This window comes from Tsukamurella ocularis (genome assembly GCF_965138335.1).
Taxonomy (GTDB): Bacteria; Actinomycetota; Actinomycetes; order Mycobacteriales; family Mycobacteriaceae; genus Tsukamurella; species Tsukamurella ocularis_A.
The window spans coordinates 1-12,873 of record NZ_CBCSDV010000019.1 but is presented as its reverse complement, the minus strand read 5'-3'; the positions used below and the strand labels follow the sequence as shown (position 1 = coordinate 12,873).

Below are 12,873 nucleotides of genomic sequence, written 5' to 3'. Positions count from 1 at the left end.
CTCTTTGTCTGACATCTGGAGGCTCAAGTGCTACCCCATCGTCGTGAACTGACGACCTACCCCACGGGCGCCCGGCGCCGCGGTCTGTTGGCTGCCGTGATCCTCGCGCTGTTCCTGACCGCGTACGAGGGGCAGCTGGCGCCGATCTTGAGCCTGATGCTCAAAGATCTCGGCTTCTCCAAGGTCACGTACGGACTGATCACGGCCGCGTCGCTCCTGGTCGGTGCGTTCGCCGGCTACATCGGGGGCCGGCTTGCGGACCGGATCGGTCGAGTGCGGCTGTTGGTGCCGTTCCTGTTCCTGTCCGGTGTGGCGGTGCTGTTCATGGCGTCGGCGCAGAACGTGCAGACCTTCACCGTCGCGCGGATCGTGCTCGCGCTGGTCGAGGGGATCGCGGTCTCGGGGACGCAGCCCCTCGTTCGCGACTTCACGCCGCGTGTCGGCCGGGCCCAGGCCTTCGCGTTCTGGTCGTGGGGTTCGGTGGTGGCGAACCTCGTGGCCGCCGGGGTCGCCGCAGCCACGCTCGGCTTCTTCGACGACAACTGGCGCTCGCAACTGATCATCATGGGGATCGTCTCGATCGCCGGTTCGCTCGTCGTCGCCTGCACGCTGCACGACCTGTCGCCCGAACTGCGCCGCCAGATCCGCCGGTCCGAGCACGAGGTGACCGAGACTCGGGCGCCGCTTGAGAGGTTGGGTGTGCGGCCGCTGATCGCGAGTCCCGTGATCTGGCTGCACGTGCTCGCGAACGGCGTGCTGTTCATCCTGCTGGGGACGCTCAACGCGTACGGGCAGACCATGGTCGAGGAGACCTTCGGTGTCACCGTGCGGCAGGCGTCAGCCGTACTGATGGCCTTCTGGTTCGCCAACACGGTGACGAGTCTTGTGGCGGCCCGCATCTCCGACAGGACGCAGCAGCGGATTCCGTTCATGGTGGGCGGTGGCGTCACCGGCGTGCTCTCGCTGGTGGTCTGGGTGGCCCTGATGACGGCCGGCTCGGCGCCGTTCGGTGCTCTGGTACTGGTGCAGTTGCTCATGGGTGCCTCGATCGGTGCGGTGTACGGCCCGTGGATGGCGAGCTTCTCGGCCGCCGCCGAGGAGGTGCACCCGGACCTGCAGGGCACGGCGTTCGGGCTCAATCACTTCATCTCTCGAATCCTTGTTCTGGGCTCGGTGGTGCTGGCGCCCAGGGTCGCCGACTTCGGCGGCTGGCGGCCGTGGATGATCGTCACGCTCGTGGCGATGGTGGTGTACGTGGTGCTGGCGGTGCTGTTGCAACGGTGGGGGCGACGGCGTTCGGCCGCGGCCCGGGTCGACGACGCCGATATCGGCGTGGCGGCTTGAATCGAACGCAGGTTCGCCTATAGTCGACGGTGTTCGACGTGAAAGTGAGCCGACGAGAGCGCGCCCGATGCGGATGCGAAAACTTGTCAGAGGGTCCCTCTAGCGTCCGTAGCAACAGTAGAACCCAGCGCCGGCGGTACTTCCCACCCCGGCCCGAAGGACGGAGAGTCCCATGGCACCTGCACCCGCGGATCGCGATAAGGCCCTCGAGCTGGCGCTCGCCCAGATCGACAAGAGCTACGGCAAGGGCTCCGTCATGCGCCTCGGGGACGAGGTGCGCCAGCCCATCGCGGTGATCCCCACCGGCTCCATCGCGCTGGACGTGGCGCTCGGCATCGGCGGTCTCCCGCGCGGCCGCGTCATCGAGGTGTACGGCCCGGAGTCCTCGGGTAAGACCACCGTCGCGCTGCACGCGGTCGCGGAGGCGCAGGCCAATGGCGGCATCGCGGCCTTCATCGATGCGGAGCACGCGCTCGACCCCGACTACGCCGCGAAGCTGGGTGTCGATACGGACGCCCTGCTCGTCTCCCAGCCCGACACCGGTGAGCAGGCGCTGGAGATCGCCGACATGCTGATCCGCTCCGGCGCGCTCGACATCATCGTGATCGACTCGGTGGCCGCGCTGGTCCCCAAGGCCGAGATCGAGGGCGAGATGGGCGACAGTCACGTCGGCCTGCAGGCCCGCCTCATGAGCCAGGCGCTCCGCAAGATGACCGGCGCCCTGAACAATTCGGGCACCACCGCCATCTTCATCAACCAGCTGCGCGAGAAGATCGGCGTCATGTTCGGCTCGCCCGAGACCACCACGGGCGGTAAGGCGCTGAAGTTCTACGCCTCCGTGCGCCTGGACGTGCGCCGCATCGAGACGCTCAAGGACGGCACCGACGCCGTGGGTAACCGCACCCGCGTCAAGGTCGTCAAGAACAAGGTCTCGCCGCCGTTCAAGCAGGCCGAGTTCGACATCATCTACGGCCAGGGCATCAGCCGTGAGGGCTCCATCATCGACATGGGCGTGAACGAGGGTTTCATCCGCAAGTCGGGCTCCTGGTACACCTACGACGGCGACCAGCTGGGCCAGGGCAAGGAGAACGCCCGCAAGTTCCTGCTCGAGAACCCGGACGTCCGCGACGAGATCGAGAAGCGGATCAAGGAGAAGCTCGGCGTGGGCGCCGACGTCACCGTCGAGGCCGACGAGATCGCTCCCGCACCCGTCGACTTCTAGGCCGCCATGGACTATGCCGATGACGAGGTCGTCTCCCGGGGACGGCGCCGCGGCCGCCGCCCGCGCGAGGGTGGCGGCGAGGGCGGTGAGGATCGGCAGCAGGTCGAACAGGACCCGGCCAAGCGCGAGGCGCTGGCTCGGGACCTGATCTACCGAGCCCTCGGGATGCGAGACCACTCGCGGGCAGAGCTGCGGAACAAGCTGGCGCGCCGCGGGTTCGACGAGGAGCTCACCGAGCGAATGCTCGACAAGTTCGTCGCCGCCGGCCTCATCGACGACGCCGCGTTCGCGCAGCGCTGGGTCCAGTCGCGCCACCAGTTCTCCGGCCGGGGCCGCCGTGCGCTGGCGCAGGAACTGCGCACCAAGGGCGTCGGCGAGGAGGAGGCGTCCGCCGCGTTGGACACCGTCAGCCGGGAGGACGAGCGGGAGCGCGCCGCCGAGCTGGTGGACCGCAAGCTCGCCCGCGTCGAGGTCCCCGATGACCGCATCGAACGGGACAGGCTGACCCAGCGGCTCGTCGGGATGCTCGGGCGCCGCGGCTACCACCCGTCGCTCGCGTTGTCCGTCGTGCTCGACGCCATCCGCGAGAAGGCCGACGCCGCGCAGGACTAGCGTGCACCGCCGCGTTGCCCGCCCGGTAATGGGCGGGCACCCGAGGAAGACCAAGGGGAGTGGATCCCCGTGCGAAGTGGAGCCCCCGGAGAACACTCCGGGGGCTTCGCTGCGTCGGTACTCCTGGCGCCCAGGTCTTTCCAGGTGCGCGGGGAGGCGGTAGGGTTCTTGCTATGACTGCCGGAACGGCCTCGGGCCACGCACAGACGGGTGATCCGGCGAACGGTTGACGGCGCGCTCTCCGCCGTTCGGAATCCTGCGACACACACCCCGATTCCGAACCCGAAGGAGATTCCATGCCCGCACGTTTCAACCACACCATCGTCTTCGCCACGAACAGCGACGAGTCCGCCGCGTTCTACCGCGACTACCTGGAGGCGCGTCCCACCCGGTCGTGGGGCCCGTTCACCAACCTCGAGATCGAGGACGGCGTCCTGTTGCAGATCGCGGCGCCGCCGATCGACATCCAGCCGCAGCACTACGCCTTCCTCGTCGACGACGACCACTTCGACCGCGCCTACGCGCTCCTCACCGAACGCGGGGTCGACCACGCGGCCGACCCGTTCTGGAAGGAGCCGGGCCGCATCAACCACGACCACGGCGGCCGCGGCGTCTACGTCCGCGATCCCGCGGGTCACGGCATCGAGTTGCTCACCCGCCCGTACCTCTGACCGTCAGCGGGCCGCGCACGGCGCGCTGGTCGCCGCGAGGAAGCCGAGGTCGCCGATGCCGGCCACCAGGCGGTCCGCGCCGCCGTCGCGCTCGACGGTCCGCCCGGCCTCCTCCTCGCCGACGGCCCGCCGCAGGGCGCGTTCCCATTCGCCGGACGCGAGCATCTGCCGCAGCGCGGCGTTGACCGCGTCGCGCGCGGCGTCGTCGCCGTGGGCGAGTCCGACGCCGTACCGTTCGACGGAGAAGGGTGCACCGGCGCTGCGGAGCCGACCGTCGACGCAGGTGTCCTTCGGCAGCACCATGTCGACGAGGCGGAACGCGTCCGGGCGCTGGGCCGCGAAGCCGGCGAGGATGACCTCGTCGGTGGTCACCGCGTCCACGCCGCGGCGCGCCAGCGCGTCGGCGCACGCGGAGTAACTGTCGTACTCGATCAGCCGCACGCCGGGGAGCAGCGCCGCGACGGCCCGCGCGGAGGTCGAGCCCGTCACCGCGCAGAGCGTGCGGTCCCGACCCAGGTCGGCGACGGTGCCGACCGCCGCCTCGTCCCGCCGTACGAGCAGGCCCTGGCGCGTCGTCAGGTACGGCCCCGCGAAGGTCACCTGGCCGGCGCGGGCGGTGTCGATCGAGTAGGAGGCGACGATCGCGTCCACCTCACCGTTGTCGAGCAGCCGCTCGCGCTGCGGAGTCGGGCTCTCCCGCCAGGTGATCTTCGGCTCGGCCTTGCCGCGGGCGGCGGCCACCGCCCGCACCACGTACCGCGCGACGTCGATGTCGAAGCCCGTGTACTCGCCGTCGGCGCCGCGCAGTCCGAGGCCCGGCTGGTCGGCCTTCACGCCGAGGTGGACGGCACCGTCGTCGATGGAGCGCAGCAGGCTCCGCGGTGACGGCCCCGAACACGCGCAGAGCGCGGCCATGAGCACCGTCACCAGTGCCAGGGCCGCGCTCGCGCGGGATCGGGAGGGCACGGAGATCAGTCGCCGTAGTCCTGCCGCAGATCCCTGTGCTTCGGGTCCGGGTGGGTGGTCTCCAGGACCTCCTTGGACATGAGCCCGGGCTCGGGAAGCGCATGCGGTGGATCGACGATCAGCTTCTTCTTGCGGCCCTCGCGGAGGTTCTTCTCGATGTTCGACGCCAGCGCCGAGAGGCCGAAGTTGATGAGGATCATGATGATGGCGACCACGATGAGCGAGGGGATCACGTTGCCCCACTCGTTGCCCGCCTGGATGCCGGACTTCACGACCTCGATGTAGCCGATCTGGTATCCGAGCGCGCTGTCCTTGAGGGCGATCACCATCTGCGAGATCAGCGCGGGCAGCATGGCGGCGACCGCCTGCGGGAGCAGGATCAGCCGCATGGTCTGCGACTTGCGCAGGCCGAGGGCCTTCGCCGCCTCGAACTGGCCGTTGGGCAGCGAGTTGATGCCCGACCGCAGGATCTCGGCGATCACGGACCCGTTGTACAGGGTGAGGCCGAAGACCACCGCGAAGAAGGCGATGTAGTCCGAGGTGAACACCTTGTACACGCCGAAGACGATGTACAGGAAGTAGATCAGGATCAGCACGGGGATGGCGCGGAAGAACTCCACGATGGCGCCCGTCGCCCAGCGCACCGACCGGTGGTCGGAGAGCCGGCCGATGCCGAGGAACGCGCCCATGATCATCGCGAGGATGATCGACGCGAGCGCGGCCTTGAAGGTGCCCCACAGGCCCGGGAGGATGTACGTGCCCCAGTAGTTCGCGTCCGCGAAGGGCTCGAGCTTCTCCTGGTCGAACTGGCCGTTCGCGGCGAAGGCCGTGATCACCCAGGCGAACAGGGCCACCAGCACCACGATGAAGGCTACCGCGATGATGTTGTTGCGCACCCGGGCCTTGGGGCCCGGCGCGTCGTAGAGGACGGTCGAGGTGGACTTTGCGCTCATCGCTTCACCGCCAGTCGCTTGGCGAAGTAGCCGAAGACGGCTCCCTCGAACAGAGTGATCACCATGAAGCAGGCCGCGAAGATCACGAAGATCACGATCAACTGATCGCTGTGCAGCTCGAGCTGCTCCTTCATCAGCAGGGCCGCCTCACCGACGCCGATGATCGACGCGATCGTGGTGTTCTTCGTGAGCGCGATGAGCACGCTGCCCATCGGCGCGATCACCGCGCGGCCGGCCTGCGGCAACACGATGAGCTGGAAGACCTGCATGAACGACAGGCCCAGCGAGCGCGCCGCCTCGGCCTGGCCCAGCGGCACGGTGTTGAAGCCCGAGCGCAGGGTCTCGCAGACGAACGTGGCCGTGTAGACGATGAAGCCGATGACGGCCAGCCAGAAGTTGTTGTTCGTGGTGAAGTTCGCGTTGTTCGGTGCCAGCGCCAGGCCCATGTTCTGGTACAGGCCGAGCGAGAGGAACAGGATGATCAGCGTCAGCGGCGTGTTCCGGACGATGTTGACGTACCAGGTGCCGAACACCCGCATCGCCGGCACGGGCGAGACGCGCATGCCCGCGAGGATCGTGCCCCAGACGGTGGCGCCGATCGCCGAGAAGAAGGTGAGCTTGATCGTCACCCAGAACGCCGGCCACAGTTGTGGCCCGAGGTCTTCCCACATGTCAGACACCTGCCTTCGTGCACCAGGTCCGCGGGTCGGACTGCGGCGCCGTCGCGGGCTTACCGTCGGGCGCGGGCGCGGCGTCGGTGGCCTTCAGCGGAACCTCCTTGGGCAGTAGCCAGGTCTGGTCGCCGGGGACGGCGACGAGGACCGACTTCGGCTTACCGCCCTCGACGGGGCGGCCCTGCTCGATCATCGTGTTCGCGTACTCGCCCAGGTTCTCGCGCAGCGCCTTGAACAGCTCGTTCTCGGTGTTGGCGTAGGCGAGGCCCGTGAAGGTGGAGACGATGGGCGCCGGAACCACGCAGCCCGGGACCGAGGGGACGGCCTCCGCGTCGTAGGTGGCGGTGCCCTGCTCCCCGAGGATCATCTGCCGCAGCGCCTTGTTCACCTCGCTCAGCGCCTCGGCGTCGCCCATGCGCAGGCCGATGCCGTAGCGCTCGGTGGAGAACTGGTCGCCCTTCTTCTTCTCCGTCTTGGTCCCCGTGCTGCTGGTCAGGGTCACGTCCTTCGGGTAGGTCATCGGCACGATGTCGAATTCGCCCGGGTACTTGGCCTGGAAGCCGGCGAGGATCGTCGCGTCGGTGGTGAGCGCGTCCAGCACGCCGCGCCGCACCCCCTCCACGCAGGAGGCGTAGCCGTCGTACTGCTGCAGCTGGACGTTCGGCAGAGCGGCCTTGACGTTGATCGCGGAGGTCGAACCCGAGACCGAGCACAGCTTCCGGCCCGAGTTGAGGTCCTCGAGGCTCTTCACGGGGTTGGCGGTCTTCTTGCTCACGAGCAGGGCCTGATAGGTGGTCAGGTACGGGCCGGCGAAGGTGACCTTCTTGGTGCGGGCCGCGCTGATCGAGTACGTGGCGGCGATCATGTCCACCTCGCCGTTCTCGATCATGCGCTCACGCAGGGGAGACGGGGTCTCCTTCCACGTGATCTTCGGCTCGTTCCAGCCGTTGTTCTTCGCGATCTGCTTGATCACGAACTCCGAGACGTCCACGTCGGAGCCCGAGTGGGACTTGTCGGGGTTGCGGTTCGCGAGGCCGGGCTGGTCGTACTTGGTGCCCAGCACCACGTCGCCGCTCTTGATCGAGGCCAGCAGGCTGCGCGGGGTGTCCGTTCCGCACGCGGCGAGGAGGGGCACGGTCACGATGGCCGCGGCGACGGCGGCGACCGCGCCCCGCCACCGTCGGGTTCGAGTGCTCTGCGGTGTTGTCATCAGTGCCCCAGGATCTTGCCGAGGAAGTCCTTGGCGCGGTCCGACTTCGGTGCGGTGAAGAACGGCTCCGGCTCGGTGTCCTCGACGATCTCGCCGTCGGCCAGGAACAGGATGCGGTCGGCGGCCTTGCGCGCGAAGCCCATCTCGTGGGTCACGCAGACCATCGTCATGCCCTCCTTGGCGAGGCCGACCATCACGTCGAGCACCTCGTTGACCATCTCGGGGTCGAGGGCGGAGGTCGGCTCGTCGAAGAGCATGACCTTCGGGCCCATCGCGAGCGCGCGGGCGATGGCCACGCGCTGCTGCTGGCCGCCGGAGAGCTGCGCCGGGTACTTGTCCTTCTGGGCGACGATGCCGACCCGGTCGAGCAGTTCGAGCGCGCGCTTCTCGGCGTCGGCCTTGGACTGCTTGCGCACCTTGAGCGGGCCGAGGGTGACGTTGTCGAGGATGGTCTTGTGCGCGAAGAGGTTGAAGGACTGGAAGACCATGCCGACCTCGGCGCGCAGGCCCGCGAGCCCGCGGCCTTCCTCGGGGAGCAACGCACCGTCGATCTTGATCGTGCCCGAGTCGATCGGTTCGAGCCGATTGATGGTGCGGCACAGGGTCGACTTGCCGGAGCCCGAGGGGCCGAGCATCACGACGACCTGCCCCTGGGGGACCGTCAGGTTGATGTTCTTGAGCACGTGGAGGTCGCCGAAGTGCTTATCCACCGATTCGATCTCGATCATCGGAGCGGAGCCTGTGGGCTCGGTCGCGGGAGTGGTCATTGCCCGAGCCTATGAGTTGTGAGGTTTCGCTCGCGTTAACTCGGGCGGATTGGTGCCGGAAATCTGCGAGCGGGGTTGATTTGCCCCCGGCGATTATCCTGGTGAGGTGATCGAAGCAGCGCCCGCCAGCCGAACGTACGAGGTCCGCACCTACGGGTGCCAGATGAACGTGCACGATTCCGAGCGCCTCTCCGGCCTGCTCGAGGACGCCGGCTACGTGCGCGCGGACGGCGACGACCAGGCCGACCTCGTGGTCTTCAACACCTGCGCGGTCCGCGAGAACGCCGACAACAAGCTGTACGGCAACCTCAGCCACCTCGCGCCGATCAAGCGGGAGCGGCCGGGCATGCAGATCGCCGTCGGCGGGTGCCTCGCGCAGAAGGACCGCGGCACCGTCGTGAAGAAGGCCCCGTGGGTCGACGTCGTCTTCGGCACCCACAACATCGGATCCCTGCCCACCCTGCTCGAGCGCGCCCGCCACAACCAGAAGGCCGAGGTCGAGATCAAGGAGGCGCTCGACGCCTTCCCGTCGACGCTCCCGGCCCGCCGCGAGAGCGCCTACGCGGGCTGGGTCTCGATCTCGGTCGGCTGCAACAACACGTGCACCTTCTGCATCGTGCCGAGCCTGCGCGGCAAGGAGGTCGACCGCCGGCCCGGCGACATCCTGGCCGAGGTGCAGGCCCTCGTCGATCAGGGGGTCTCCGAGGTCACGCTGCTCGGCCAGAACGTCAACGCCTACGGCGTGAACTTCGCCGATCCCGAGCTCCCGCGCGACCGGGGCGCCTTCGCCGACCTGCTGCGCGCCTGCGGCCGCATCGAGGGCCTCGAACGCGTCCGCTTCACCAGCCCGCACCCCGCGGAGTTCACCGACGACGTCATCGACGCGATGGCCGAGACCCCGAACATCTGCCCGCAGCTGCACATGCCGCTGCAGTCCGGCTCCGACCGCGTGCTCAAGGAGATGCGCCGCAGCTACCGGAGCACCAAGTTCCTCGGCATCCTCGACAAGGTCCGTGAACGCATCCCGCACGCCGCGATCACCACCGACATCATCGTCGGTTTCCCGGGGGAGACCGAGGAGGACTTCCAGGCCACCCTCGACGTGGTGGAGAAGGCCCGGTTCAGCTCGGCCTTCACGTTCCAGTACTCGATCCGGCCGGGCACCCCGGCCGCCGACCTGCCCGACCAGCTGCCGAAGAAGGTCGTGCAGGAGCGCTACGACCGGCTCATCGCGCTGCAGGAGCGGATCACGCTCGAGGAGAACCAGAAGCAGCTGGGCCGCCGCGTCGAGCTGCTCGTCGCGCTCGGCGAGGGACGCAAGGACGCCGAGACCAAGCGCATGTCCGGTCGCGCCCGTGACGGCCGACTCGTGCACTTCGCCGGCGACGAGGGCATCCGGCCGGGCGACGTGGTCGAGGTCGTCATCACCGGCGCCGCGCCGCACCACCTCGTCGCGGACGACGGGGTTCTCAGCCACCGCCGCACGCGCGCGGGCGACAACGTCGAGGCCGCCATCACCCCCGTCACGGCGCCCGTCGGGGTGGGGCTGGGGCTGCCGCCCGTCGGCCGTCCGGCCCCGTCCGCCGAGGCCGCGTCGACGGGGTGTTCGTCCTGCTGACGGGCTCTACGACGACCTGTAGGAGACAAGGGGTCGCAGGGGGTGGACAATGGAGGCCATGAACCCCGACAGCGAGAACCCCCGGAGCGCCGAAGAGCTGGAGAGCCTGCGCTCGCAGGTCGAGTCGGTCGAGCGCAAGCTCGCCGGTGAGTTCCAGGTCAGCCCGCGCATCCTGGTGGCCGCGATCGCCGTCGTCGCGGTGATCGGTTCGCTCGCGTTGCCGCACACCGGCTCGGTGACGGGCATCGAGATCATCACCGGCGACCCGCACATCGAGGGCAGCTCGCTGGTCGTCGTCTCGAAGATCTTCGTCTGGCTGGAGGTGCTGTTCGGCGTCTTCGCCTCCGGCGCCGCGCTGCTCACGCGGCGATGGGCGCTGTCGGTGGTGGCCGGCGCGGGCTGCGGCGTCGCGGTGGTCTTCGGCCTGCTGTCGGTGTGGTCGCGGCAGACCCCCGGTCTGCACGGCGAGCCGCCGACGGGCGCGGGCATCGGCCTCTTCCTCGGGTGGTTCGCCATGATCGTGCTCGCCGTCGTGTGGATCAAGACCATCTGGGCGCGCACTCCGTATCAGCTCGCCGCCGAGCAGGAGCGCCGCGACGCGGCGCAGGAGTGGGACGAGTTCGCCCGGTCCAACCGCATCGGTCACCAGCCGCCCCGCCCGCAGCGCCCGACCGACCAGTCCTAGACGCTCATTCGTCGCCGCGGATCCGCGCGCGCAGCCGCCGGAGCAGTTCCCGTTCGTCCTCGGGTGCGGCGCGCTCGGGTTCCGCAGCCGGTTCGACGGTGTCCGTGACCAGTTCGTCGAGGTAGGTCGCGGGGTGCTCGAGGAACCGCTGCCAGTGCTGGACCAGGTCGAGATCCCGCCAGGCGGTGGGCGTCGGGCCGGTCGGCGCCATCTCCACGATCTGCGCGCCCGGAAGGGCGGTGAGGATCGGGGAGTGCGTCGCGCAGATGATCTGCGAGCCGCTGTCGCGCAGCTGCCCGAGGAGCGCGACGAGCCGCAGGCACGAGTGGAAGGACAGCGCCGACTCGGGCTCGTCGAAGACGTAGAAGCCGGGCTCGGTGAGCATCGTGTCGAAGATGTCGAAGAAGCCCTCGCCGTGGCTGCGGACGTCGACGTCGTCCCAGTAGCCGCGCTTGCCGCCGTAGCGCTCGTTCATCTCCAGCACGGTCTCCGCCCGGAGGAAGAAGCCGTGCCTGCTCGTCCGTGGCCCCCGGCGCATCGCCAGGCCGCGGTGGGTCAGGTCGAGGAGCAGTGCCGCGCCCAGCGGTGTCTTCTCGGTGTCGAGGTTGCCGCCCAGGACGGCCGCTCGCCCGCCCCGGGCGTCGAGGCCGAACTGCTCCGCGACGGCCTCCACGAGGGTGGACTTGCCGGACCCGTTCTCGCCGACCACGAAGGTCACCGGGGCCGTCAGGGGAACGGGCGCGCCGTCGATCAGGGGTACCAGGGCGGGCACCTCCCGCACCCAGCGAGGAAGACCGGCGCCCGACGCGCCCACGCGGATGCGCTCGACGAACAGCCCGGACACGGACGGCGGGATCAGCGGTCCTCGATCGCGCCCTCGGCCGCGTCGGCCCACTCGCGCCACTGCTGCGCCTGCTCGCGCAGCCGCACGGCGTCCTTGGTCTTGCCGGCCTTCTCCGCCTTCTCGGCCTGCTCCTCGAACTGCGCGACGCGGTCCCGGAACTGCGCGGCGCGGGCCGCGGCCTCGGGATCGGTGCGGCGCCACTGGGTGTCGTCCGCGGCCTTGATCTTCTTCTCCAGGGCACGGATCCCGGCCTCCAGCGAGCCCATCTGCTCGCGCGGGACCTTGCCGATCGCCTCCCACTTGTCCTGCAGCTCGCGCAGCGCCGACTTCTGCGCGGCGAGGTTCTGCGCGGACTCGATCCGCGGGGTGTACTCGTCGAGGAGGGCCTGCTTGGCCTTGCCGTTCTCCGCGAACTCGGCGTCGCGCTCGCCGGCGGCGGCGTTGCGGGCGGAGAAGAACTCGTCCTGGATCCCCTTGAACCGGGCCCACAGCGCGTCGTCGGTGTCGCGGGGCGCGCGCCCGGCCGCCTTCCACTTCGCGAGCAGGTCCCGGAACTTCGCCGAGGTCTCGCCCCACGAGGTGTCGTTCTTGAGCTTCTCCGCCTGCTCGATCAGCTCCTCCTTGCGCGCCTTCGCGCCGGCCCGCTCGCGATCGAGTTCGGCGAAGTGCGCGCCGCGCCGCTTGTTGAAGGCGTCGCGGGCCTTGGAGTAGCGCTTCCACAGGGCGTCGTCGGTCTTGCGGTCGACGCCCTTGATCGTCTTCCACTCGTCGAGCAGCGCCCGCATCCGGTCGCCGGCGGTCTTCCACTGGGTGGCCTCGGCGGCGATCTGCTCGGCCTCGGCGGCGAGCGCCTCCTTCCGGGCGATGCCCTCGGAGCGGTTCTTCTCCCGATCGGCCTGCGCGGTCACGATCGCGGTGTCGGCGCCCGTCAGCAGCGCGCCCACGCGGGCGGCCAGACCGTCGAGATCGCCCACGACCGCCGCAGTGGGCAGCGTGTCCGCGATCTGCTGGGCGGCGGCGCGGACCTTCTTCGGATCGCCGGTGCCGCCGGCGAGGCGCTCCTCGAGCACCTCCACCTCGGTGGCGAGTTCGTCGTACTTGCGGCCGTAGTGGGCGAGGCCCTCCGCGGACTCGCCTGCCTGCCAGGACCCGACGGCGCGCTCGCCGGCCGAGGTCACGACGTAGACGGTGCCGTCGTCGTCGACCCGGCCGTACTTGGTCGGATCGGACGCCGGGCGCGTGCGCGGCGCCGCCTGCGCGGCGGCCGGTGCGTGCGGGCGCGGTCCTCCGGGGCGGGGGCCGGGATG

The 12,873-nt window shown here is 69.5% G+C and carries 13 protein-coding genes; 6 read left to right on the top strand and 7 right to left on the bottom strand.

Translation table 11 applies throughout. The features are described 5' to 3' along the window. Positions 1–96: 96 nt before the first annotated feature. From ACNAYW_RS16860 to ACNAYW_RS16845, 4 genes are all read left to right on the top strand, one after another. Positions 97–1,344 carry an MFS transporter gene (locus tag ACNAYW_RS16860; RefSeq protein WP_415850816.1) on the top strand — a complete coding sequence of 416 codons (1,248 nt, stop codon included), beginning with the start codon at positions 97–99 and terminating at the stop codon, positions 1,342–1,344. A 172-nt stretch (positions 1,345–1,516) separates the two neighbouring features. Beyond that, positions 1,517–2,566: a recombinase RecA gene (gene recA / locus ACNAYW_RS16855; RefSeq protein ID WP_415850815.1), complete on the top strand. Its 1,050-nt coding sequence runs from the start codon at positions 1,517–1,519 to the stop codon at positions 2,564–2,566. 6 nt (positions 2,567–2,572) lie between these two features. After that, on the top strand, positions 2,573–3,178 hold the full coding sequence (locus tag ACNAYW_RS16850; RefSeq protein WP_415850814.1) for a regulatory protein RecX: 606 nt from the start codon (positions 2,573–2,575) through the stop codon (positions 3,176–3,178). Between the two features lie 296 nt (positions 3,179–3,474). Beyond that, a complete protein-coding gene (locus tag ACNAYW_RS16845; protein ID WP_415850813.1) occupies positions 3,475–3,849 on the top strand; it encodes a VOC family protein in 375 nt (124 codons plus the stop codon). 3 nt (positions 3,850–3,852) lie between these two features. Here ACNAYW_RS16845 and ACNAYW_RS16840 read toward each other — a convergent pair whose 3' ends face one another. The 5 genes from ACNAYW_RS16840 to ACNAYW_RS16820 are packed head-to-tail and all read right to left on the bottom strand — an operon-like array spanning position 3,853 to position 8,380. Beyond that, complete coding sequence (locus tag ACNAYW_RS16840) at positions 3,853–4,815, bottom strand: glutamate ABC transporter substrate-binding protein (RefSeq protein ID WP_415850812.1); 963 nt, start codon at positions 4,813–4,815, stop codon at positions 3,853–3,855. A gap of 5 nt (positions 4,816–4,820) precedes the next feature. Next, the gene (locus ACNAYW_RS16835) at positions 4,821–5,768 is read right to left on the bottom strand and encodes an amino acid ABC transporter permease (protein WP_415850811.1); all 948 of its coding nucleotides are present in this window, start codon (positions 5,766–5,768) and stop codon (positions 4,821–4,823) included. Next, positions 5,765–6,448, bottom strand: a complete 684-nt coding sequence (locus tag ACNAYW_RS16830) for an amino acid ABC transporter permease (RefSeq protein WP_415850810.1) — start codon at positions 6,446–6,448, stop codon at positions 5,765–5,767. The genes ACNAYW_RS16835 and ACNAYW_RS16830 overlap by 4 nt, the downstream gene beginning before the upstream one ends. Further along, positions 6,441–7,652, bottom strand: coding sequence for a transporter substrate-binding domain-containing protein (locus ACNAYW_RS16825; RefSeq protein WP_415850809.1), 1,212 nt, complete (start codon positions 7,650–7,652; stop codon positions 6,441–6,443). The genes ACNAYW_RS16830 and ACNAYW_RS16825 overlap by 8 nt, the downstream gene beginning before the upstream one ends. After that, positions 7,652–8,380, bottom strand: coding sequence for an amino acid ABC transporter ATP-binding protein (locus tag ACNAYW_RS16820; protein WP_415850886.1), 729 nt, complete (start codon positions 8,378–8,380; stop codon positions 7,652–7,654). Before ACNAYW_RS16820 ends, ACNAYW_RS16825 begins: the two co-directional genes overlap by 1 nt. Positions 8,381–8,525: 145 nt before the next feature. Between ACNAYW_RS16820 and miaB the strand changes: the two genes are divergently transcribed. Continuing rightward, positions 8,526–10,037 (top strand): tRNA (N6-isopentenyl adenosine(37)-C2)-methylthiotransferase MiaB, encoded by a 1,512-nt coding sequence (miaB, locus tag ACNAYW_RS16815; protein WP_415850808.1) that lies wholly within the window; start codon positions 8,526–8,528, stop codon positions 10,035–10,037. 58 nt (positions 10,038–10,095) lie between these two features. After that, positions 10,096–10,722, top strand: a complete 627-nt coding sequence (locus tag ACNAYW_RS16810; RefSeq protein ID WP_415850807.1) for an Rv2732c family membrane protein — start codon at positions 10,096–10,098, stop codon at positions 10,720–10,722. 4 nt (positions 10,723–10,726) lie between these two features. Here ACNAYW_RS16810 and ACNAYW_RS16805 read toward each other — a convergent pair whose 3' ends face one another. After that, positions 10,727–11,566, bottom strand: a complete 840-nt coding sequence (locus ACNAYW_RS16805) for an AAA family ATPase (protein WP_415850806.1) — start codon at positions 11,564–11,566, stop codon at positions 10,727–10,729. A gap of 11 nt (positions 11,567–11,577) precedes the next feature. After that, on the bottom strand, positions 11,578–12,873 hold a 1,296-nt coding region (locus tag ACNAYW_RS16800), incomplete at its 5' end, for a DUF349 domain-containing protein (protein WP_415850805.1).

Bases quoted from the DNA above. Each gene is read 5' to 3' on its own strand.
- recA (WP_415850815.1), top strand. From the start codon at position 1,517: ATGGCACCTGCACCCGCGGATCGCGATAAGGCCCTCGAGCTGGCGCTC.
- ACNAYW_RS16810 (WP_415850807.1), top strand. From the start codon at position 10,096: ATGAACCCCGACAGCGAGAACCCCCGGAGCGCCGAAGAGCTGGAGAGC.
- ACNAYW_RS16820 (WP_415850886.1), bottom strand. From the start codon at position 8,380: ATGATCGAGATCGAATCGGTGGATAAGCACTTCGGCGACCTCCACGTG.
- ACNAYW_RS16850 (WP_415850814.1), top strand. From the start codon at position 2,573: ATGGACTATGCCGATGACGAGGTCGTCTCCCGGGGACGGCGCCGCGGC.
- ACNAYW_RS16845 (WP_415850813.1), top strand. From the start codon at position 3,475: ATGCCCGCACGTTTCAACCACACCATCGTCTTCGCCACGAACAGCGAC.
- ACNAYW_RS16835 (WP_415850811.1), bottom strand. From the start codon at position 5,768: ATGAGCGCAAAGTCCACCTCGACCGTCCTCTACGACGCGCCGGGCCCC.
- ACNAYW_RS16825 (WP_415850809.1), bottom strand. From the start codon at position 7,652: ATGACAACACCGCAGAGCACTCGAACCCGACGGTGGCGGGGCGCGGTC.